The sequence below is a fragment of the Bradyrhizobium sp. USDA3516 genome (genome assembly GCF_057651995.1).
In genome coordinates this window covers 750,485-769,641 of the sequence record NZ_JBYGYN010000001.1, presented here as the reverse complement: position 1 = coordinate 769,641, position 19,157 = coordinate 750,485, and the positions used below count along the sequence as shown (strand labels likewise).

Sequence of the window (19,157 nt, the reverse complement as noted above, 5' to 3'; positions counted from 1 at the left end):
CCGAGTTGCCTGTCAGGATGTCGGCGCCGTCGCGGCGACCGGCGCCACATCGGCCGGCTTGGACAGCGCGTTGGCTCTCTGCAGAGCCGCCTCCTTGCTGATGGCCGGAATCGAATTGCCGATCCGCCCGACGATGGTGGTCAGCTCTGCATCCGACAGACCGAGCCGTTTCTTGACGAGGCGGACCTGGGCGCGGTCGGTCAGGTCGAGCTTGTTACGGATCGGTTGCGGCTTCGGGCGGCGCATGGCGGCGGCTCCTGTCTGGAATGGTAATCGTTGCGCCGCTGATTCCGTTCCAGTCGCCCTGCAAATGTCGGGCGTCGGTGCCGTGGAGGAACGAACGCACACGGCTCCGCTTTGTCGCCCTGACGCGCGCAATTGCGTGCGAGGTCGGCATGCGGCGAAAGGGGATGGGCTTGAGTCTAAGACTGGGAATGGCCGAGCAAAGTCGGCGCCATGGTCCTCAGATCGTCGATCATGGGGTCTCGTTCAACCTGTGGGCGCCGACGGCGCGATCGGTCGAGCTGCTCGAAATCGGCCAGCCGCCACGGCAGATGCCGCGCGATGCGGACGGCTGGTATCAGCTGCTCAGCCAAACCGCGCGCGCCGGCACGCGCTATCAGTTCAGGATCGACGACGATCTCGTTGTGCCCGATCCCGCCTCGTGCTTCCAGCCGGACGACGTCGGCGCGCCGAGCGAGGTGGTCGATACGGCCGCGTTGAGGGACCCGGTGCTCTATCCGGGCCGTCCCTGGGCGGAAGCCGTCATCTACGAGCTGCATGTCGGCACGTTCAGCGAGGAGGGGACCTATGCCGGAGTCGAGAAGAAGCTGGCTTATCTTCGCGATCTCGGCATCACCGCCATCGAGCTGATGCCGCTCAACGACGTCCCCGGACGGCACAATTGGGGCTACGACGGCGTGCTCCTGAACGCGCCGAATGCCCGCTACGGCCGGCCGGAGGACCTCAAGCGGCTGCTGCGCGCGGCGCATGCGCTCGACATCATGGTCTATCTCGACGTCGTCTATAACCATTTCGGGCCGCAGCTGAACTATCTGCATCTCTATGCGGAGAACTTCTTCAACCCCCGCCACGCCACCGGCTGGGGCCCCGCCGTCAACCTCGAAGGAGCCGACGGCGCGTTCGTGCGCGGGTTTTTGATCGAGAATGCCCTGATGTGGCTGCGGGACTATGGGTTCGACGGCCTGCGCTTCGATGCGGTCCACGCGCTGAAGGACGACTCGCAGCGTCATTTCCTGGTCGAGCTCGCCGAGACCCTGCGCAGCCAGCTGGCGGGCCGGCGCGTCCATCTGATGTTGGAGAACGAGGCCAATCAGGCGCACCTGCTCGCGCGTTCACAGGGTCGCGCGACGTACTACGATGCGCAATGGGGCGACGATTTCCACAACGCGCTCCACGTCCTGCTCACGGGCGAGGACGAAGGTTATTACCGGGCGTTTGCCGACAAGCCGCTCGAGCATCTGGCGCGATCCCTCACCGAGGGCTTTGCCTATCAGGGCGAGGTGTTTCCCCTGCACGAGGCGCCGCGCGGCGAGCCGAGCGCTCATCTGCCGCCGGAAGCGACCATCTTCTTCGCCCAGAACCATGACCAGGTCGGCAACCGCGCCTTCGGGGAACGGCTGTCGCGGCTGGTCGGTCCGGACAAGCTGGAGCTCGCCCTCGCACTGGTTCTGCTCAGCCCGCATATTCCGATGCTGTTCATGGGCGAGGAAGCGGCCGCCGAAACGCCCTTCCTGTTCTTCGCCGACTGGACGGGCGAAGCTGCCGAGCTGACACGGGAGGGCCGCCGCAAGGAGTTTTCACACTTCAAAGCATTCGCGACGGCGGAAACGCGCGCCAGTATCCCGGACCCGTGCGACGAAAGAACCTTCCGCGCCTCCAAACTGGACTGGACCAGCATCGAGCAATCGCCTGCCGGCACCAGGTTCCGGGCGCTGACGGCGCAGCTATTGACGTTGCGGCGCGAGAAGATCGTGCCGCTGATCAAACGTGGGCTGGTTTCGGCGCAGCGACACTTGCTGGGCGCGGATCCCCGCATGGGCGGCGTGGTTGTGCGCTGGCAGACGGAGCAGGGCGACGTTCTGCAGATCGTCGCCAACTTCGCCGACCACGAGCTCCCGATGCCCTCGCTGGTCGACGGCGAGAGCCTGTGGCGACTGCGCCCTCATGTCGCCGGAGCACTGGGGCCCGGCGACATGATCGTGAGGCTTGGCCGCAAGCGCTGACCCAAGACGAGGTCAGAGCGCTCTCAGGCTAGCTGCCGGCACGGCTCGCGACCGCCGGTGTGGGCGAGGTCGCGAACTTGCCGAGCCCGAGGTAGACGAGGCCCGCCACGCCGATTCCGAACAACCAGCTCAGATCGGCACCGCCGAGCAGATGGATCGAGATCGGCCCCTGCAGCGCGCTGACGAGGCCGTCCTGCACCAGCCATCCGGCAACGAGGCCGGCGAAGAACGCGATCATGCCGGCCCAGTTGATGTCGCCATAGGCGCTGCTCTCCGGCGAGCGATAGAGCTCGGCCACCTCGATCTTGCCCTTGCGCTTGATGTAGAAGTCGGCGAGCACCACGCCGGCCCACGGGCTCATCCACAACAGCAGGCTGATCATCCAATGGTCGAACGCCTTCGCGAAGGACGGCGCGAAGATGAAGTAGAGGGTAACCAGATAGCCGGCGACGCCGACGATGACGGTGAGCCAGAAGCGCGAGAGTTTCAGCCCCGCGCTCAAGGCCGCCAGCGCCGCCGAATAGACGTTGAGGATGTTGGTGGCGATCGGGCCGTGCAGCACCATCAGCAGGACGAGGATGCTGACGGGACCGCCGAACACCGCGCTGACCATTTTGGCGGGGTCCGTGTCCAGCGTCGTCGAGGCAATGGTCGCGCCGAGAATGCCGAGCCAAACCGTCGGCACGAACATGCCGACATAGCTGTACCAGAACACGGCTTTCGAGGGCGTCGAGCGCGGCACGAAGCGCGAATAGTCGGAGGCCCAGGTGACCCAGGAAATCCCCCAGCCGACGCCGATTGAGGTCATCAGCATCGTCAGCATCGCAAGATGCGCGCCGGGCTCCAGCGAGGTGGTCAGGTTCCAGTTGACGACGCCGGGCCGCGTCCAGGCCAGCATGCTCATCAGCACCATGATGGCGATGGTCGGCGGCACCGTGTACTTCTCGAAGGTGCGGATCGCGTAGAAGCCGTAGACGCCGATCATCACCTGCACCGCCATCACCAGCGTGATGACGATCATCTCGACCAGCCAGGTGTCGGGCACGCCGAACTGGCCGAGGATGCCCATCGAGACCTTGACCGGAAAATAGGTGTTCACGCCGATCCAGCCCAGCGTCATCAGGAACATCAGGATGCTCGGCAGGTAGGCGCCGCGGACGCCGAAGGCGGACCGGCTCAGCACCATCTGGTTGACGCCGGTCTTGTGTCCCATCACCGTGAAGGTCGCGAAGATCGCGCAGCCCACGATGTTGCCGAGCACGATGACTGCGATCGTCTCCATCAGGCCGAGCTTGAGGATGATGCCGAGCGCGCCGAGCGCCCAGTTCACCGGCGCGATGTTGGCACCGGCCCAGATCCACATCTGCTGCGGCCCGGAGGAGTCCCGGTCCGCGTCGGGAATTGGCTCGATGCTGTGAATATCAGCGCGAAGTTCGGAATCCGTCATGACATCCCCCAATACGAAGCACGCTTCGCATCATCGCAGCATAAATCGTGCCATGGACCAGCGGAGCGGCCGGGCAGGGGCGTTTCGTGCCGGATGCAGCGAGGCTCGCTTCGGATGCAATTGCGTTTTCGAGCGCGGGCGATGCCGACGCGCCGGCGTGCCGCGGCACACCGGACCTGCCGCCGGATGGCGGCGATCGGTGCAAGGCCGGGCAGCGGTACGATGATAAATTGAGCAACCCAACTCAAAAGTGCAGCACGCGCCTCTAGTCGAATAGGGCAGCGGCGCTGTCGCGACTGGGATTGCCGGCCACGATGCGCTGCATCATCTCGATGAAGAGCGCCTGTTCCCGCGGGCTCAAATCGCCGAGCGTTGCGCGATGCGCCCGCCGTGCTGCGCCCTCGATTTTAACCAGGAGCGCGGCGCCGGCCGGTGTCAGGCGGCACAACCGCGCGCGCCGATCGTCCTTGTTCACCGCGCGCTCGACCAGGTTGCGCGCAGCGAGCCGCTTCAAGGCGCCTGTTGTCGTGGTGCGATCGAGCGCGATATCGGCCGCCAAAGTGGTCTGATCGGCGGTTTCGCGCACCGCCAGCGCCGAGAGCAGGCTGTATTGCAGCGGCGTGACCTCGAATTCGCCGCAGGCGTCCTGAAACAGCGCGACGTGAATCTGGTGCAGCCGGCGGATCAAATAGCCGGGCCGTTCCGACAACGGCCAGGGGCGGTGCTTGCCCCCGCTGCGACTTTTCCTGGCTTGCCGCAATGCACGCTCTCCCAACCCCAGACCGTTCGCGCTTAGCTCGATTCGAACGGGCTCGCCACAACAGGATCATGGCACGAAGCTTGCTTTTGTCCAATGCGAAGCATGCTTCGTAATGTCAAAATACGAAGCATGCTTCGTAATTCGAGAGCGGGGCAACCGCCTGCGCGAGAGCCTGAGGAGAGCGCCATGTCCGTCACTGCCAGCTTCGATCTTCTGCTCCGGGGTGGCCGCGTGATCTGTCCGGCCTCCGGCATCGATGGCCTCAAGGACGTCGCCATCCGCAATGGCAAGATCGCCGCGGTCGCATCCGACATTCTGCCGACCAGCGCGAAGGAGGTCGTCGATGTCGGCGGCAAGCTCGTGCTGCCCGGGCTGATCGACACCCACGCCCACGTCTATCAATATGTTTCCGGCCGCTTCGGCATGAATCCCGACATGGTCGGCGTGCAATCCGGCGTGACGACGCTGGTCGATCAGGGCGGTCCGTCCTGCATGACGCTGCCGGGCTTCCGCCACTTCATCGCGGAGCCTTCTGCCTCGCGCGTCTACGCGTTCATCTCCGCCTATCTCGTCGGCGGCCTCGAGGGCCATTTCTATCCGCAGCTCTACAGCCCCGACGGCGTCGATATCGATGCGACCGTCAAGGCGGCAACCGCCAATCTCGATCTCGTGCGCGGCATCAAGGCGCATGCCGAGATCGGCGGCTTTGCGCGTTGGGGCATTCGCGTCATCGAGATGGCGGCCGAGATCGGCAAGCGCGCCGACCTGCCGGTCTATGTGCATTTCGGCCAGCTCTGGGGCCTGCCCGAGAGCGGCGCCAATGGCGAGGACGCCGACACCATCCTCACCCGCGTGATTCCGCTCTTGCGCGAGGGCGACATCCTCGCTCATCCCTTCACACGCCACCCTGGCGGCTTCGTCAATCGCGAGGGCGAGGTGCATCCGGTGATCCAGGCAGCGCTCGACCGCGGCCTCAAGGTCGACGTCGGCCACGGCAGCCATTTCTCCTATCGGCTCGCGAAGAAAGCGATCGCGGCCGGCATCATTCCGACCACGCTCGGTGCCGACATCCACGGTTACAACACCCATGTGCCGGCGCCGGCGGGAACGCCCGACCAGCACGAGGACGATGAGAACCATCCCTTCGCGGGACAAGCCAAGTTCAGCCTGGTCCAGGCGATGAGCTCGATGATGGCGCTCGGCCTGTCGCTGGAGCAGGTGGTGCCGATGGTCACCTCCAATCCCGCAAAAATGCTTGGCCGCAGCCACGAGATCGGCGCGCTCAAGGTCGGCATGGACGCCGACGTCTCCGTGCTCACGGAGAGAAACGGCCGCTTCGTCCTCAAGGACAACGAGAACAACGAGGTGATCGCCGAGCGCCTGCTGCAGCCGGCCTTCTGCCTGCGCGCCGGCACCCGCTTCGATGCGGTCGCGCCGATCCTGCCGCAAGCCGTCGCGGCATAGGCCGGGCGGTGGAGGAGAACGCGAAGTTGCGTAGCGAGCGAGAATTTCCGCGCGGCAAGACGGGGCAGGGCGTTGGCGCGCGGCTGCCGCGCAAGGAAGACGATCGCCTGATGCGCGGCCGCGGCCAATATGTCGGAGACGTCAGGCTCGCCGGCCTTCAGGACGTCGCCTTCGTGCGCAGCCCGCTGGCGCACGCGCGCATCCGCGGCATCCACGTGCCCGAACGCCATCGCGCCAGCGTGTTCACGGCGGCCGATCTCGACGGCATCAAGCCGATCCGCGCGGTGTCGGGGCTTCCGGGCTTCAAGATCTCCGAGCAGCCGGTGCTCGCCACCGGCAAGGTGCGCCAGGTCGGCGAGCTCGTCGCGATGTGTCTCGCGCCGACCCGCGCCGAGGCCGAGGACATCGCGGCCTCCGTGACGCTCGATCTGGAGGAGCTGCCGGCGATCCATGACATGCTGAAAGCCCGCGAGCCCGGCTCGGCGCTGGTGCACGAGCATTGGGGCGACAACGTCTTCCTGGAGACCAATTACGAGGTCGATATCTCCGCCGCGCTCGATGCACCGATCAAGGTGACGCGCGAGATCTCGACGGCGCGGCAATGCATGTCGCCGCTGGAAGGCCGCGGCGTGGTCGCGACCTTCGACAAGAGGCTCGACCAGCTCACGCTGCATTCGGCGGCGCAGATGCCGCACATCACGCGCAGCGGCCTTGCCGAATGCCTCGGCATGGAGGAGGGGCAGATCCGCGTCATCTCGCCCGACGTCGGCGGCGGTTTCGGTCACAAGGGAATTTTGCTGCCCGAAGAGGTCTGCCTGTCCTGGCTGACGATGCGCTGCGGCCATCCCGTCCGCTGGCTCGAAGACCGCCGCGAGCACCTCGTCGCCAGCTCCAATTGCCGCGAACATCATTACAAAATCACGGTCTATGCTGACCGTGACGGCACGCTACGCGGCATCGACTGCGAAGCGACGGTGGATTCCGGCGCCTACTCGTCCTATCCGTTCTCGGCCTGCCTGGAGGCCGCGCAGGTCGCCAGCATCCTGCCCGGCCCCTACAAGATGCCGGCCTATCGCTGCCGCACCTTCTCGGTCGCCACCAACAAATGCCCGATCCTGCCCTATCGCGGCGTCGCGCGCACCGGCGTCTGCTTTGCGCTGGAATTGATGCTCGACCTCGTCGCGGCGGAAGCCGGCCTCGAGCCCGGCGACGTGCGGCTGCGCAATCTGGTGCGCCCCGAGCAGATGCCGTTCGACAACATCACCGGGAAGCATTTCGACAGCGGCGATTATCCGGAAGCGATGCGCCGCGCGCACGCGGCCATCGACATCGACGCCATCCGCGCCCGGCAAAAGCAGGGCGAGGCCGACGGCCGTCGCATCGGCGTCGGCGTCTCCATTTATTGCGAGCAGGCCGCGCACGGCACCTCGGTCTATTCCGGGTGGGGCATCCCGATGGTGCCGGGCCATGAGCAGGCCTCGGCGCGCCTGACGCCGGACGGCGGCCTCGAACTGCGCGTCGGCGTGCACTCGCACGGGCAGGGCATGGAGACCACGCTCGCCCAGGTCGCGCATGAAATCCTCGGCGTGGATGTTGCCAAGGTCCGCATCATCCTCGGCGATACCGCGATGACGCCCTATTCGACCGGCACCTGGGGCTCGCGCTCGATGGTGATGGCGGGTGGTGCGGTCGCGACCGCCTGCCGCGAGCTCGGCGAACGTGCGCGCCGCATCGGCGCGAAACTCTTGCAGCACGATCCGGCCTCCGTGGTGTTGCAGAACGGCGAGGTGCGCGGCGTCAACGGCAGCGTCAGCCTGAAGGCGATCGCCCACACCTGGTATCGCCGCCCGCAGGATCTGCCTGCAGACGTCGATCCCGGCGGGCTTGAGGTCACGCAGGGCTACAAGCCCGTGCGCGACAGCGGCACCTTCAGCTATGCCGCGCATGCAGCCGTCGTCGCGGTCGATCCTGATGTCGGCGAGGTCGAGATCCTCGATTATGTGATCGTTGAGGACGGCGGCGTGCTGGTCAATCCGCTCGTGGTCGACGGCCAGATCTATGGCGGCCTCGCGCAAGGCATCGGCACCGCGCTCTACGAGGAAATGCCGTTCGACGCCTCCGGCCAGCCGCTGGCGACGACGCTCGCGGATTATCTGCTGCCCGGTCCGACCGAGGTCCCGGCCGCGCGCCTCGACCACATGGAGACGCCGTCGCCCTATACTCAATTCGGGGTGAAAGGCATCGGCGAGGGCGGCGCCATCGCTCCGCCCGCCGCGATCGCCAACGCCGTCAACGACGCGCTGCGCCCGCTCGGCGTCGAGCTGATGCAGTCGCCGATCACGCCGCATCGCATCGTCGCGGCCCTGCTGGCCGCGCGTGCTACGGAAAGGAGCGCGGCATGAAACCGGCGCCCTTTGCTTACGAGCGCCCGCGCGATCTCGATGCCGCGTTGTCGATGCTGGCCGCAAGCAGCGGATCGGCGAAGATCATCGCCGGCGGCCAGTCGCTCGGCCCCATGCTCAATCTGCGGCTGGTGCAGCCGGAGCTGATCATTGACATCTCCGGCCTTGTCGAGCTCAAGCGCGCAGAGGTCTCCGGCAACGAGCTCGTGCTCGGCGCCCTCGTCACCCATGCCGACATCGAGGACGGCCGCACGGCCGACGTGACCCGCGGGGCGATGAAGGCCGTCGCCGCCAATATCGCGTACCGCGCGGTGCGCAACCGCGGCACCATCGGCGGCTCGCTCAGTCATGCCGATCCCGCCGCGGACTGGATTTCCGCGCTGGCGGCTCTCGGTGCGCGCGTGACATTGCGCAGCCTTGCCGGTGCGCGATCGATGGCGGTCGAAGCGTTTGTGGTCGGTGCGCTTGAGTCTGCGCTGCATGCCGGTGAGATCGTCGAGGCGGTCCACGTGCCGGCACGATCGGCGACGGCGCATTGGGGTTATGCCAAGAGCTGCCGCAAGACCGGCGAATTCGCCCATGCGATCGGTGCGATATTGGTCGATTCCGCCGCCGCCTCGGCGCGTATCGTGATCGGTGCCATCGATACGACGCCCATCGTCGTCACGGATGCCGCGGTGTTGTTCGGCGGCCGGATAGCCGCCGATTACAAGCAGCGCTTTGATGTCCGTGCCGCCGATGCCCTGCTCGCAAGCGCCGGCATCGACGATGCCGCGCAGCGCCACATCCATGTCAGCGTGCTGAAACGCGCCGTTGTGGAGGCCGCGGCATGACCACGATCGCGCTTCAGGTCAATCGCCGCGCGGTGGCGCTGCCCGCCGAGCCGCGCACCAGCCTTGCCGATTTCGTCCGCGACAAGCTCGATCTCACCGGCACGCATCTCGGCTGCGAGCACGGGGTCTGCGGCGCCTGCACCGTGCTGCTCGACGGCGTGCCGGCGCGCTCCTGCATCACCTATGCGGCGGCCTGCGAAGGCGCCGATGTCACCACGATCGAAGGCCTCGACGAGGACGAGATCACCACCGAGCTGCGCGCCGCCTTCACCCGCGAGCACGCGCTGCAATGCGGGTATTGCACGCCGGGCATGCTGGTCTCGGCGCGCGACCTCGTGCTGCGTCTGCGCGACGCCGACGAGCGCCAGATTCGCATCGGCCTCAGCGGCAATCTCTGCCGCTGCACCGGCTATGTCGGCATCGTTCGCGCGGTGCAGTCGGTGATCGAGGCGAGGCGCGCGCGCAACGTCGCACCGGTAGCGGATGGCGGCCGGACCGTCCTTGGTCCTGCCGGCTCGGGGCGAGCGGCAACCGCCCGGAACGAGCTGCGGCCTGCGCGGCACGCGCCAGTTCCGGCATCGGAAAGTGCCACCCCAAGCAGCATCCCCGAATTCACGCCGGCAACCGTGCTCGATCAGCGCTTCACGCTGCCTTATCCGCCGGCAAAGGTGTTCGCGATGTTCGAGGATATCGCAGGCATCGCCGCCTGCCTTCCCGGTGTATCGCTGAAGTCGCCGCCAAGGCCGGAGCGCGTCGAAGGATCGATCCGCGTCAGGCTCGGACCGATCGCAGCAAGCTTCGAGGGGGCCGCACGCGTGGAGCGGGATCCCGCGACACTCTCGGGTCGCATCGTCGGCATCGGGGCCGACCAGCGCAGCCATTCGGCGACGCAGGGCGAGATTCGTTACCGCCTGCTGCCGCTGGAAGGCGGCGCAGCGACCGCGGTCGAACTGTCGATCGGCTACACACTCACGGGAATGCTGGCTCAGGTCGGTCGTCCCGGCCTCGTGCGAGACCTTGCAAAACGTCTCGTTGCGGAGTTCGCCGCCAATCTCGACTGCCACATGTCCGGCGCGACATCGGGGCGGGCAGCTCCCGCGGAGCTCGGCTTCTGGTCGGTTGCATCGGATGTTTTGCGAACCCGGTTCGCGCGCATGCTTGGCCGTATCACCGGAAAAAGTGGTGCGGAATGATCGGCGCGCCGGCGCCGCGGAGTGACGAAGCCTGGACTGCCATAACGATCAACAGCGTTGGATTTGGAGAGATGATATGACACGAACACTCGGACTGGTTCCGGCTATCGCGCTGGCGACGGCCTTGTTCGGCGGTGCCGCGGGGGCGCAGACCATCAAGATCGGCGTCAACGAGCCGCTCACCGGCGCGTTCGCGGCCTCAGGCACTTACGTCGTCAACGGTGCCAAGATCGCCGCCGACGAGATCAACGCCAAGGGCGGCATCCTCGGCAAGAAGATCGAGCTCGTGATCGAGGACAACAAGAGCAACCCGACGGAGGCCGCCGCCGTCGCCGAGAAGCTCATCACCAGCGACAAGGTGCCGGTCCTGATGGGCGCCTGGGGCTCGAGCCTGACGCTCGCGGTGATGCCGAAGCTGATGGAATACGAGACGCCGATGGTGGTGGAGACCTCGTCCTCCGGCAAGATCACGACGACGGGCAATCCCTTCATCTTCCGCATCTCGCCGCCCTCCGCGATCGAGGCGGCCGCGTTCAAGAACATCGTCGACAAGCTCGCGCTGAAGAAGGTCGACTTCCTCGTCATCAACAACGACTGGGGCCGCGGCACCGCCGAGGACTTCAGCAAGATGATGAAGGAGAAGGGCATCACCATCGGCCTAGTCGAAACCATGGATCAGGGCGCGCAGGACATGAGCGCGCAGCTCTCCAAGATCAAGAGCTCGGATTCCGAGACCGTCATCGTCACCACCGCGGTCGATCAGCTGACCCTGATCTTCAAGCAGGCCGCGGCATTGGGCCTGAAGAAGCGCATCATCACCACCGGCGGCTCGCAGAACCCGGACCAGATCATCGCGCAAGCCGGAGCGGCCGCCAACGGCACCATGCATCTGACGACCTTCCTGCCCTGGTTCCCGGACAAGACGCCGAACCCGGAAGCCACCAACTACTTCATCGCGGAATGGAAGAAGCGCGGCTTCGATTTCGCGGGCTGCACCGAAAGTTTTCGCGGCTATGACGGCATCCGCACCGTCGCCGCCGCGATCGAGAAGGCCGGCAAGGCCGAGCCCGCCGCGATCAAGGCGGCGCTCTGGAACATCAACATCAAGGGGCTGAACGGTGACATCGTGTTCCGCAAGTCGGGCCCTGAGGGCAAGGAAAGTGGTCAGAGCCAGCCGAACGTCTATCTGATCGAGATTGCCGACGGCAAGATCGAGATGAAGACGCTCTAAAGCGCGATGAGATTAGGATCGATGCAGCAACGAAGGAGGTGCGCCCCCTCTCCCGCTTGCGGGAGAGGGTTGGGGAGAGGGTGTCTCCGCAATGGGACAATCCCCAAGAGGACAAAGCCCTCACCCGGCGCGCGGGACGATGCTTCGCATCGCCCGGACGCGCCGACCTCTCCCGCAAGCGGGAGAGGTGACGGAGACCGCTGCGAGATCGGGTCAATCAAAGCGCCATTGGACTTTAGTGTCGGCCGGTCGCAGGCGAGGGCGGCATACCGCTGCGCTCGCCGAGTACGAATTAATCGGGAACAGCCTTGAGCGAATTCCTCCAGCATCTGATCAACATGCTCGTGCTCGGCGGCACCTATGCGCTGCTGGGCATCGGGCTGACCTTGATCTTCGGCATCATGAACGTCGTGAACTTCACGCATGGCGTGCTCTACACGTTCGGCGCCTACGTCATGTTCATCGTGGTGCAGCAGCTCGGGCTGAACTTCTTTCTGGCGCTGCCCGTGGCCGTGCTGGCCGGATGGCTGCTGGGTGCGGCGATCGAATTCACCTTGCTGCGTCCGCTGCGCGGCTCCGACATCGACACCACCATGCTGGTGATGATCGGCGCCTGGATCGCGATGCAGTCGGGCACGCTGTGGATCTGGGGCGGCGTCGCCAAATCGGTGACGACGCCATTTCCTGAAGCGCCGCTGGTGCTCGGGCCGGTCTCCGTCTCCTGGCTGCGCCTGTTCGTGCTCGTCGCGGCGGCCATGTTGATCCTGGTGACGTATCTGCTGATCAACAAGACCAGTCTCGGCCGCGCGATGCGGGCGACCTTCCAGGATCACGACACGGCGTCCCTGATGGGCGTCAACGTCGACATGATCTACACCTCGACCTTTGCGATCGGCTCCAGCCTCGCCGCCGCCGCGGGCGCGCTGCTCGGGCCGGTCTACGTGATCTTCCCGCAGATGGGCGATCTCGCCGCGGTCAAGGCCTTCGCCATCGTCATCCTCGGCGGCCTCGGCAACATCACTGGCGCTGTGATCGGCGGCTTCATCCTGGCGCTGGCAGAGGAGCTCGGCGCCGGCTACGTCTCGTCGGGCTACCGCGACGCCATGGGCTTTCTCATCATCATCGCGGTGCTGATCTTCCGGCCGACCGGCCTGTTCGCGCGCGCGGAGCGCGTCGGATGAAGACGATCGTCACCATTCTCGCCGTCGCGGCGCTGGCCTCGGTGCCGCTCTGGCTGCGCGATCCCTATCTGCTCAACGCGCTGATCACGACCGGAATCTTCGTCATCGGCGCGATGAGCCTCAATCTGCTGCTCGGCTTCACCGGCCAGCTCAGCCTCGGCCATATCGCCTTCTTCGGCATCGGCGCCTATGTCAGCGCGCTGACGTCGCTCGGCTTCGATGTCGGCCTGCCCGGGGGTTTTCGGCTGGTTCACACGCCCTGGCCGCCGATCATAGGCTTCATGCTGGCGATCATCATTGCCGGTTTGTGCGGCTATTTCGTCGGTCTGTTGTCGTTCCGCGTCCGCGGCGCCTATTTCGTCATTGTGACGATCTCCTTTGCCGAGGTGGTCCGGCTGGTCGCGCTGAACTGGGTCGAGCTGACGCAGGGGCCGCTGGCGCTGACCAACATCCCGTCCATCGCATTGCCTTTGCCCGGCTTCGGCGAGCTGACACTGCGCACGAAATTTCACAACTACTACCTCGTTCTGGTCGTCGCGCTCATCGCCTATCTCCTGATCGCGCGCCTCGTTCATTCCCATTTCGGCCGCTCCATGCGTGGCCTGATGGAGAACGAAACGCTCGCCGTTTCCGTCGGCATCGACGTGACCAGGACGCTGACGATCGCCGCGGTGATCTCCGCCGCGATCGCCGGCGCGGCCGGAAGCCTCTATGCGCACTACATCCGGATCATCGATCCCGAAGTGTTCGCCTTCATCAACACCGTCACCATGGTGATCATGGTCATCAGCGGCGGCAAAGGCTCGCTGGCGGGGCCCGTCGTTGGCGGACTGATCTTCGGCCTGTTGCCGGTGGCGCTACGTCCGGTGATGGCGCCGGAAGCGCAGTGGATCGCCTATGGCGGCGTGCTGATCGCAATCCTGTTCGTGCTGCCGCGCGGCATCGTGCCCTCGCTCGCACTGCGCTTGGCGAAGTGGCGGCGGCCTGCGGGGCCTGCACCGGTGACCCTCGCTGAAACCGCTGCCAAGGAGTCGGCGTGATGACCGCGCGCAGCATCGCCATGACCGTCGATCAGGTCGCCGTCCGCTTCGGCGGGCTGGTCGCGATCTCCGACATGAGTTTTACCGTGGGCGAGGGCGAGATCCTCAGCCTGATCGGGCCGAACGGCGCCGGCAAGACCACCGCCTTCAACGTCATGACCGGTTTCCTGACGCCGAGCGCAGGCCGCGTCACCTACCGCAACACTGCGCTCGCCGGATTGAAGCCGCACGAGATCGCCGATCTCGGCCTGATCCGCACCTTCCAGCGCACCAGCGTATTCCCGAACGACACCGTCTACGACAACCTCCTGATCGGCCTGCATCGGCAGGGCCGGGTCCGGCTGCTTGACGCCATCCTCGGCCTGCCAGGCGCCCGCGCCTCGGAGCGCCGCTTACGGCAGCGGGCAGGCGAGCTGCTCGAATGGGTCGGGCTCGAACGCCGCGCCCACGATGCGGCGGGCTCGCTCTCGTACGGCGAGCAGCGTCTCGTCGGTGTCGCGCTGGCGCTGGCGGCGGAGCCGTCGATGCTGCTGCTCGACGAGCCCGTCTCCGGCATGAACGCCTCGGAGACGCACCGTTTCGTCGAGCTGATCCGCAGCATCCGCGACCGCGGCATCACGATTTTGCTGGTCGAGCACGACATGCCGATGGTGATGACCGTCTCGGATCGCATCGTGGTGCTCAACTATGGTCGCATCATCGCGGAAGGGACGCCGGAGGTGATCCGCAACGATCCTGCCGTGATCGAGGCCTATCTCGGACATGGAGCAGGACGTGCTTGAGATCCGCGACATGGTCTGCGGCTACGGTGGCGTCACCGCGCTGCGCGGCATCTCGCTCGACGTGAAGGCCGGCCAGCTGGTCGCCCTGATCGGCGCCAACGGCGCCGGCAAGAGCACGACGCTGCGCGCGATTTCCGGCCTGGTGCCGCCGCGCTCGGGCCAGATGAAGTTCGAGGGCACCGACATCACCGGCGCGAAGCCGCCGCGCGTGCTGGCGAGCGGCATCGCGCATTGCCCGGAAGGGCGGCGCGTGTTTCCGCATATGAGCGTCGAGGAGAATCTCGATATGGGGGCTTACCTCCGTCGTGGTTCGGGTGAGATCGCGGCCGACCGCGACCGCATCTACACGGAGTTTCCGAGGCTCGCCGAGCGGCGCCGGCAGGCGGCGGGCACGCTGTCGGGCGGCGAGCAGCAGATGCTTGCGATCGGCCGCGCCCTGATGTCGCGGCCGCGCCTGATCATGTTCGACGAGCCGTCGCTCGGGCTCGCCCCCAATATCGTCGAGCGCACCTTCGCGATCATCCGCGGCATTCGCGATGCCGGCACCACGGTGCTGCTGGTCGAGCAGAACGCCTTCGCCGCGCTCGAGATGTGCGACCACGCCTATCTGCTCGAGAACGGCCGCATCGTGCTGTCGGGTGCCGGCACCGAGCTGATCGCGAACGAGCATGTGCGCAAGGCCTATCTCGGTGGGTGACGGCGCCGGGTGGATTGCCGTCTGCGATCTCGATCGCCTGAAGGCGGAGACCATCGTTCGCGTCGCCGGGCGCGACCTGCTCGTGATCTGGAACGAGGGCGACGTCGTCGCCTGCGAACGGGCGTGCCCGCACGAGCAGGCGGATCTGGCCTTGGGGCAGGTGAGCATGGGGCGACTGTATTGCCCGCGTCACGCGGCGTCGTTCGACTTGCGCGATGGGGCAATCACCGCGGGATGGCCGAGCCGGCCGTTGCGGCTCTATCCGGCGCGGATCATGGGCGGGCGAATCTGGATTGAGATGCAGGAGCGGCAGCCTGGCCGATGATGCCATATTGCCCCTGTTTTGCCCGACGAGTCAAAGCACCGGCGGCGCCGATTTGACCCTCAAAGAGATTCGTCTTTGCAAACAACGGCATCGCTACTGTGCATGGGGTTGTTTTCGAAGTTTAGTCCAGCAGCCGCCGCGCAGCCTCCACCAGGACTCCGTCCGGCCGGCGCAGCGCCTCGAGAATGGTGAAATGGTCGGCGCCTTCGACCGGAATGAGCTTGCCGGGCGCTCCCGCCGCCGCGCGCTTGTCGAAGAGATTGATTGAATCGCATACCAAAGCCGGCAGCTCGCCGCTGCCATAGGCGATGTCGAGGTGTTTCCGGGTGACGGGCAGACGCAGCGGCGACAGCGTGGCAATCTCCTCGTCCGTCAGCTTCAGCGCCTCGTTCAACCCGGTATCGCGGATCGGCGCGAGATCGTAGACGCCCGAGAGCGCGAGCCCCGCATGGACACGCGGATGATCCAGCGTCATCGCAGCAAGATGGGCGCCGGCGGACCAGCCCGACAGCACGACCGGCCCGGCAACGCCGTAGGACGCGCCGTGCGCCGCGAGCCAGTCGAGCGCGCGCGGGATCTCGGCGACGATGTCGCTGAGGGACACCTCGGGCGCCAGCGAATAGCCGGGTATGGCAACCGACCAGCCATGCGCGGCGACGCCTTCGACCAGCATCGCGAACAGCTCGCGCGAATTGCGCTGCCAGTAGCCGCCGTGCAGGAACACCAGGCAGGGCGCATCAGGCTTGGCGGCCGGGTAGAGGTCCATCTTGTTGTTGACCCGCTCTCCATAGGGCAGGTCGAGATGGGACTTGAGCGTGCCCCGCAGCCGGCCTGAGGCTTCGTTGCGCTCGGCGATCAGGACCGGGCTGTTCTTGACGGCCGCGTTGTTGTCATAGGCCGCGCTGCGCTCCGCCCGGGACAGCTCGGACCAGCGGTCGCGGGGGTCGAGCGGCCGAATTGTCGAATGAGCGTTCTCAACCATGGGAGTCTCCGTTTGCGTCAGGCATTACGCGCGCAAGATCGCTTCGATCTCTTGCGCTGCTGCGAGCAGCGAGCGGTCTTGCCCGCGCGCCGCGATGATCTGAAGGCCGAAGGGAAGCCCGCGCCGATCCGCTCCACACGGAATCGAGATCGCCGGCAAGCGGGCATGATTGACGAACGGCGTGAACACCGCATGGGCCCGCGGGCTTGCGGGCTTTCCGCCGATCATATCAGGGCCGAGCTGCGTCAGCGGCCAGGCGACGCAGGGGACGGTCGGCGCCAGCAGCAGATCGATCTCAGTGAAGAACGCTGCGAAGGCCTTGGCGATCGCGGTGCTCGCGAGCAGCGCTGCCGCAACGTCCGCACCGGACCAGGAGAGCCCTCGCTCGATCTGCTTGGCGATGTCGGGATCGAAGACGGTCGGATCCTTGCGAAAGCTATCGCCGTGGAGCGCTGCGAGCCCCGCATGCTGCAGCGGCATGAGGATTTCCTCCGTGGCGTCTGGCGGCCAGACGGGATCGCGTCGTCCGATGCGCAAACCGGCTGCGGAAAGCCGTTCGACGGCGGCGGCGAGGCCATTCGCGACGACGTCGTCGATCGCGACGTCGAGACCAAGGCGCGGCGAGAACGCGATGCGCTGAGTGCCGATGTCTCCGGCCTGCTGCGCAACCACGGCAGAATCCGGATCGCGCGGATCGGCGCCGGCCATGGCTTCAAATGCCAGCGCGATGTCGGCCACCTCGGATGCGATCGGCGCGATGACGGAGAGGCCGAAGAACGGTTCGGCAAAACCCGGCCCATAGGGGATTGCGCCGTAGGACGGCTTGAAGCCGGCGACCCCGACATGCGCCGGCGGCCTGCGACTCGAGCCGCCTGCGTCGGTGCCGATGGCGAGCGGCACCAGGCCGGCCGCAACCGCAGCGGCCGGGCCGCCCGATGAGCCGCCGGGCGTTAGCGCGGGATCGAGCGGATGCCGCGTCGGCCCATACAGCTGCGAGGTCGTGACGCCCTTGCAGGCGAACTCGGAACTCGCGCCGATGCCGACGACGACGGCACCGGCCTTGCGCAGCCGCTCGATCGCGATGGCATCGCGCGGCGCGATGAAATCGGAGAACAGGCGCGAGCCCTGCGTCACGCGCCAGCCGCCGACCCAGATGTTGTCCTTGACGATGACAGGCACGCCGGCGAGCGGCATGATCTCGCCCATACGCAGGCGATTATCGACGGCCGCAGCATCCGCCAGCGTGCGCGGAGGATCGATCGTGACGACCGCGTTCAAGGCCTTGGCGGCCTCGATGCGGCCGAGCGCGGCTTGCGCGGTCTCGACGGCACTGGTCAGCCCGGCGCTGATTTCGGCGGCGATCTGACGCGCGCTATTTGTCCGCATCGTCATGGCCTCCCCAGATCAATGCGAATGTGCCGCCGAGGGCAAGGCACGCCAGGGCGAAGAAGGCCATGCCGAGGCTGGCCACGCCATCCAGGATCGACACCAGCGCCGGCGCCGCGAGTAGCCCGGCATAGGACGCGGTCAGCACCGCGCCGGTGGTCTCGCCGATCCGGTCCTGCGGGGCGAGGCGGGCGATCTCGGCGACGAAGACGCCGTTCCAGCCCGACGCCGTCAGGCCGAACAATGCGGCGATGATGAATTGCCCGCTGCGCCCGAGCGAAGCGCCATTCAGGCCCAGCAGTGCGGCGCAGAAGGCCATGCCGAGGCCGATGACGACGAGAACGGCGCGGGGGGCATCGAGCCGCATGGCGACGTAGCCCCAGCCGAGGCGCCCGATCAGGCCGCCTGCTTGCGCGCAGGCGAGCGCCATGCCGGCTTCGATATGGCTGAGCCCAAGCTCGCGTGTGCCGAGCGTGACGAACACCGTGTTGAGCGACACCTGCATCGCGCTGAACGGCATCGAGGCCAGCGCCAGCATCGCGATCCGCCGGTCCGCGATCACCAGCGCTAACCGCGCGCGGAGATCGAGCTTCGGCGGCGGGGCGACCTTGCCGGCATAGGCCGGCCGCAACCGTTCGAACAGCGCGATCGCGAGCAGCGCCAAGGCAGCAACGGCCGCATAGCACCAAACCGGCCCGAACGCGATGGCGATCGCCGGCAGCGCCAGCGAGCCGCAGACCGCGCCGATCTGGTTACCGGTCTGGCGCACCGAGAACACGAAGGCGCGCCGCTCGGCGGTCACGAGCCGCGCCAGCAGCGCCGCGCTCGCCGGCGTCTCCGGCCCCATGGCAAGGCCGATGCAGAGGCCCGCGGCCAGCAGGGCGGCGCTCGTTCCGAGCGACGCCAGTGCCATGCCGACGACGATGGCCGCCGCGCATAGGCTCGCAATTCGCAGCGAGCCCAGGCGCGCGATGAAGCCGCCGCCCCAGAACGAGGCGGGGATGCCGACCGCGAACACGGCGGCGGAGAACATCGAGAGCTGCCAAACCTCGATATGGGCGCGCGGGGCGACCACGCCGGGCGCGAACAAGGCCAGCGCGACCAGGGCCTGCAGCCCGGTCATCGCCCCCAACGCCGGCAGCAGCGCGGGTGCTGGCCGAGCGGCCGTGTTTCCGTCTACCATGGCGG

At 66.7% G+C, this 19,157-nt stretch carries 17 protein-coding genes; 11 read left to right on the top strand and 6 right to left on the bottom strand.

What is annotated here, in order from left to right; translation table 11 throughout:
- Window positions 1-12: 12 nt before the first annotated feature.
- Window positions 13-246, bottom strand: a complete 234-nt coding sequence (locus AC24YW_RS03760) for a hypothetical protein (protein WP_487481438.1) — start codon at window positions 244-246, stop codon at window positions 13-15.
- Window positions 247-434: 188 nt separating this feature from the next.
- Here AC24YW_RS03760 and treZ point away from each other — a divergent pair, with 188 nt between their 5' ends.
- On the top strand, window positions 435-2,246 hold the full coding sequence (treZ, locus tag AC24YW_RS03755; protein WP_487481437.1) for a malto-oligosyltrehalose trehalohydrolase: 1,812 nt from the start codon (window positions 435-437) through the stop codon (window positions 2,244-2,246).
- Between the two features lie 28 nt (window positions 2,247-2,274).
- Here treZ and AC24YW_RS03750 read toward each other — a convergent pair whose 3' ends face one another.
- Window positions 2,275-3,693: a cytosine permease gene (locus tag AC24YW_RS03750; RefSeq protein WP_487481436.1), complete on the bottom strand. Its 1,419-nt coding sequence runs from the start codon at window positions 3,691-3,693 to the stop codon at window positions 2,275-2,277.
- A 265-nt stretch (window positions 3,694-3,958) separates the two neighbouring features.
- The gene (locus AC24YW_RS03745) at window positions 3,959-4,402 is read right to left on the bottom strand and encodes a MarR family winged helix-turn-helix transcriptional regulator (RefSeq protein WP_487481850.1); all 444 of its coding nucleotides are present in this window, start codon (window positions 4,400-4,402) and stop codon (window positions 3,959-3,961) included.
- A 237-nt stretch (window positions 4,403-4,639) separates the two neighbouring features.
- Between AC24YW_RS03745 and AC24YW_RS03740 the strand changes: the two genes are divergently transcribed.
- The 10 genes from AC24YW_RS03740 (at window position 4,640) to AC24YW_RS03695 (ending at window position 15,601) form a co-directional block, all read left to right on the top strand.
- Complete coding sequence (locus AC24YW_RS03740; protein WP_487481435.1) at window positions 4,640-5,917, top strand: amidohydrolase/deacetylase family metallohydrolase; 1,278 nt, start codon at window positions 4,640-4,642, stop codon at window positions 5,915-5,917.
- 110 nt (window positions 5,918-6,027) lie between these two features.
- Window positions 6,028-8,319 carry a xanthine dehydrogenase family protein molybdopterin-binding subunit gene (locus tag AC24YW_RS03735; RefSeq protein ID WP_487481849.1) on the top strand — a complete coding sequence of 764 codons (2,292 nt, stop codon included), beginning with the start codon at window positions 6,028-6,030 and terminating at the stop codon, window positions 8,317-8,319.
- The gene (locus tag AC24YW_RS03730; protein WP_487481434.1) at window positions 8,316-9,152 is read left to right on the top strand and encodes an FAD binding domain-containing protein; all 837 of its coding nucleotides are present in this window, start codon (window positions 8,316-8,318) and stop codon (window positions 9,150-9,152) included. Before AC24YW_RS03735 ends, AC24YW_RS03730 begins: the two co-directional genes overlap by 4 nt.
- Window positions 9,149-10,345 carry a xanthine dehydrogenase family Fe-S subunit gene (locus AC24YW_RS03725; RefSeq protein WP_487481433.1) on the top strand — a complete coding sequence of 399 codons (1,197 nt, stop codon included), beginning with the start codon at window positions 9,149-9,151 and terminating at the stop codon, window positions 10,343-10,345. The genes AC24YW_RS03730 and AC24YW_RS03725 overlap by 4 nt, the downstream gene beginning before the upstream one ends.
- Before the next feature lie 76 nt (window positions 10,346-10,421).
- Window positions 10,422-11,576 carry an ABC transporter substrate-binding protein gene (locus AC24YW_RS03720; protein WP_487481432.1) on the top strand — a complete coding sequence of 385 codons (1,155 nt, stop codon included), beginning with the start codon at window positions 10,422-10,424 and terminating at the stop codon, window positions 11,574-11,576.
- A 308-nt stretch (window positions 11,577-11,884) separates the two neighbouring features.
- Window positions 11,885-12,757 (top strand): branched-chain amino acid ABC transporter permease, encoded by an 873-nt coding sequence (locus tag AC24YW_RS03715; RefSeq protein WP_487481431.1) that lies wholly within the window; start codon window positions 11,885-11,887, stop codon window positions 12,755-12,757.
- Entirely contained in the window at window positions 12,754-13,797 is a 1,044-nt protein-coding gene (locus AC24YW_RS03710) for a branched-chain amino acid ABC transporter permease (RefSeq protein WP_487481430.1), read from the top strand. Before AC24YW_RS03715 ends, AC24YW_RS03710 begins: the two co-directional genes overlap by 4 nt.
- Window positions 13,797-14,579, top strand: coding sequence for an ABC transporter ATP-binding protein (locus AC24YW_RS03705; RefSeq protein ID WP_487481429.1), 783 nt, complete (start codon window positions 13,797-13,799; stop codon window positions 14,577-14,579). Before AC24YW_RS03710 ends, AC24YW_RS03705 begins: the two co-directional genes overlap by 1 nt.
- Window positions 14,572-15,276 carry an ABC transporter ATP-binding protein gene (locus AC24YW_RS03700; RefSeq protein WP_487481428.1) on the top strand — a complete coding sequence of 235 codons (705 nt, stop codon included), beginning with the start codon at window positions 14,572-14,574 and terminating at the stop codon, window positions 15,274-15,276. The genes AC24YW_RS03705 and AC24YW_RS03700 overlap by 8 nt, the downstream gene beginning before the upstream one ends.
- Window positions 15,269-15,601, top strand: coding sequence for a Rieske (2Fe-2S) protein (locus AC24YW_RS03695; RefSeq protein WP_487481427.1), 333 nt, complete (start codon window positions 15,269-15,271; stop codon window positions 15,599-15,601). Before AC24YW_RS03700 ends, AC24YW_RS03695 begins: the two co-directional genes overlap by 8 nt.
- A gap of 121 nt (window positions 15,602-15,722) precedes the next feature.
- Here AC24YW_RS03695 and AC24YW_RS03690 read toward each other — a convergent pair whose 3' ends face one another.
- Genes AC24YW_RS03690 through AC24YW_RS03680 form a run of 3 tightly spaced genes read right to left on the bottom strand, consistent with a single transcriptional unit; the run spans window position 15,723 to window position 19,152 of the window.
- Window positions 15,723-16,583, bottom strand: a complete 861-nt coding sequence (locus tag AC24YW_RS03690) for an alpha/beta hydrolase (RefSeq protein ID WP_487481426.1) — start codon at window positions 16,581-16,583, stop codon at window positions 15,723-15,725.
- Window positions 16,584-16,607: 24 nt separating this feature from the next.
- Window positions 16,608-17,975, bottom strand: coding sequence for an amidase (locus AC24YW_RS03685; RefSeq protein WP_487481425.1), 1,368 nt, complete (start codon window positions 17,973-17,975; stop codon window positions 16,608-16,610).
- Window positions 17,956-19,152, bottom strand: a complete 1,197-nt coding sequence (locus AC24YW_RS03680; protein ID WP_487481424.1) for an MFS transporter — start codon at window positions 19,150-19,152, stop codon at window positions 17,956-17,958. Before AC24YW_RS03680 ends, AC24YW_RS03685 begins: the two co-directional genes overlap by 20 nt.
- Window positions 19,153-19,157 lie beyond the last annotated feature (5 nt).

Excerpts from the sequence above, each read along its gene's own strand:
- AC24YW_RS03750 (WP_487481436.1), bottom strand. The coding sequence starts at position 3,693 with ATGACGGATTCCGAACTTCGCGCTGATATTCACAGCATCGAGCCAATT.
- AC24YW_RS03710 (WP_487481430.1), top strand. The coding sequence starts at position 12,754 with ATGAAGACGATCGTCACCATTCTCGCCGTCGCGGCGCTGGCCTCGGTG.
- AC24YW_RS03740 (WP_487481435.1), top strand. The coding sequence starts at position 4,640 with ATGTCCGTCACTGCCAGCTTCGATCTTCTGCTCCGGGGTGGCCGCGTG.
- AC24YW_RS03705 (WP_487481429.1), top strand. The coding sequence starts at position 13,797 with ATGACCGCGCGCAGCATCGCCATGACCGTCGATCAGGTCGCCGTCCGC.
- AC24YW_RS03725 (WP_487481433.1), top strand. The coding sequence starts at position 9,149 with ATGACCACGATCGCGCTTCAGGTCAATCGCCGCGCGGTGGCGCTGCCC.
- AC24YW_RS03685 (WP_487481425.1), bottom strand. The coding sequence starts at position 17,975 with ATGACGATGCGGACAAATAGCGCGCGTCAGATCGCCGCCGAAATCAGC.
- AC24YW_RS03680 (WP_487481424.1), bottom strand. The coding sequence starts at position 19,152 with ATGGTAGACGGAAACACGGCCGCTCGGCCAGCACCCGCGCTGCTGCCG.
- AC24YW_RS03760 (WP_487481438.1), bottom strand. The coding sequence starts at position 246 with ATGCGCCGCCCGAAGCCGCAACCGATCCGTAACAAGCTCGACCTGACC.
- treZ (WP_487481437.1), top strand. The coding sequence starts at position 435 with ATGGCCGAGCAAAGTCGGCGCCATGGTCCTCAGATCGTCGATCATGGG.
- AC24YW_RS03730 (WP_487481434.1), top strand. The coding sequence starts at position 8,316 with ATGAAACCGGCGCCCTTTGCTTACGAGCGCCCGCGCGATCTCGATGCC.
- AC24YW_RS03690 (WP_487481426.1), bottom strand. The coding sequence starts at position 16,583 with ATGGTTGAGAACGCTCATTCGACAATTCGGCCGCTCGACCCCCGCGAC.
- AC24YW_RS03720 (WP_487481432.1), top strand. The coding sequence starts at position 10,422 with ATGACACGAACACTCGGACTGGTTCCGGCTATCGCGCTGGCGACGGCC.
- AC24YW_RS03735 (WP_487481849.1), top strand. The coding sequence starts at position 6,028 with ATGCGCGGCCGCGGCCAATATGTCGGAGACGTCAGGCTCGCCGGCCTT.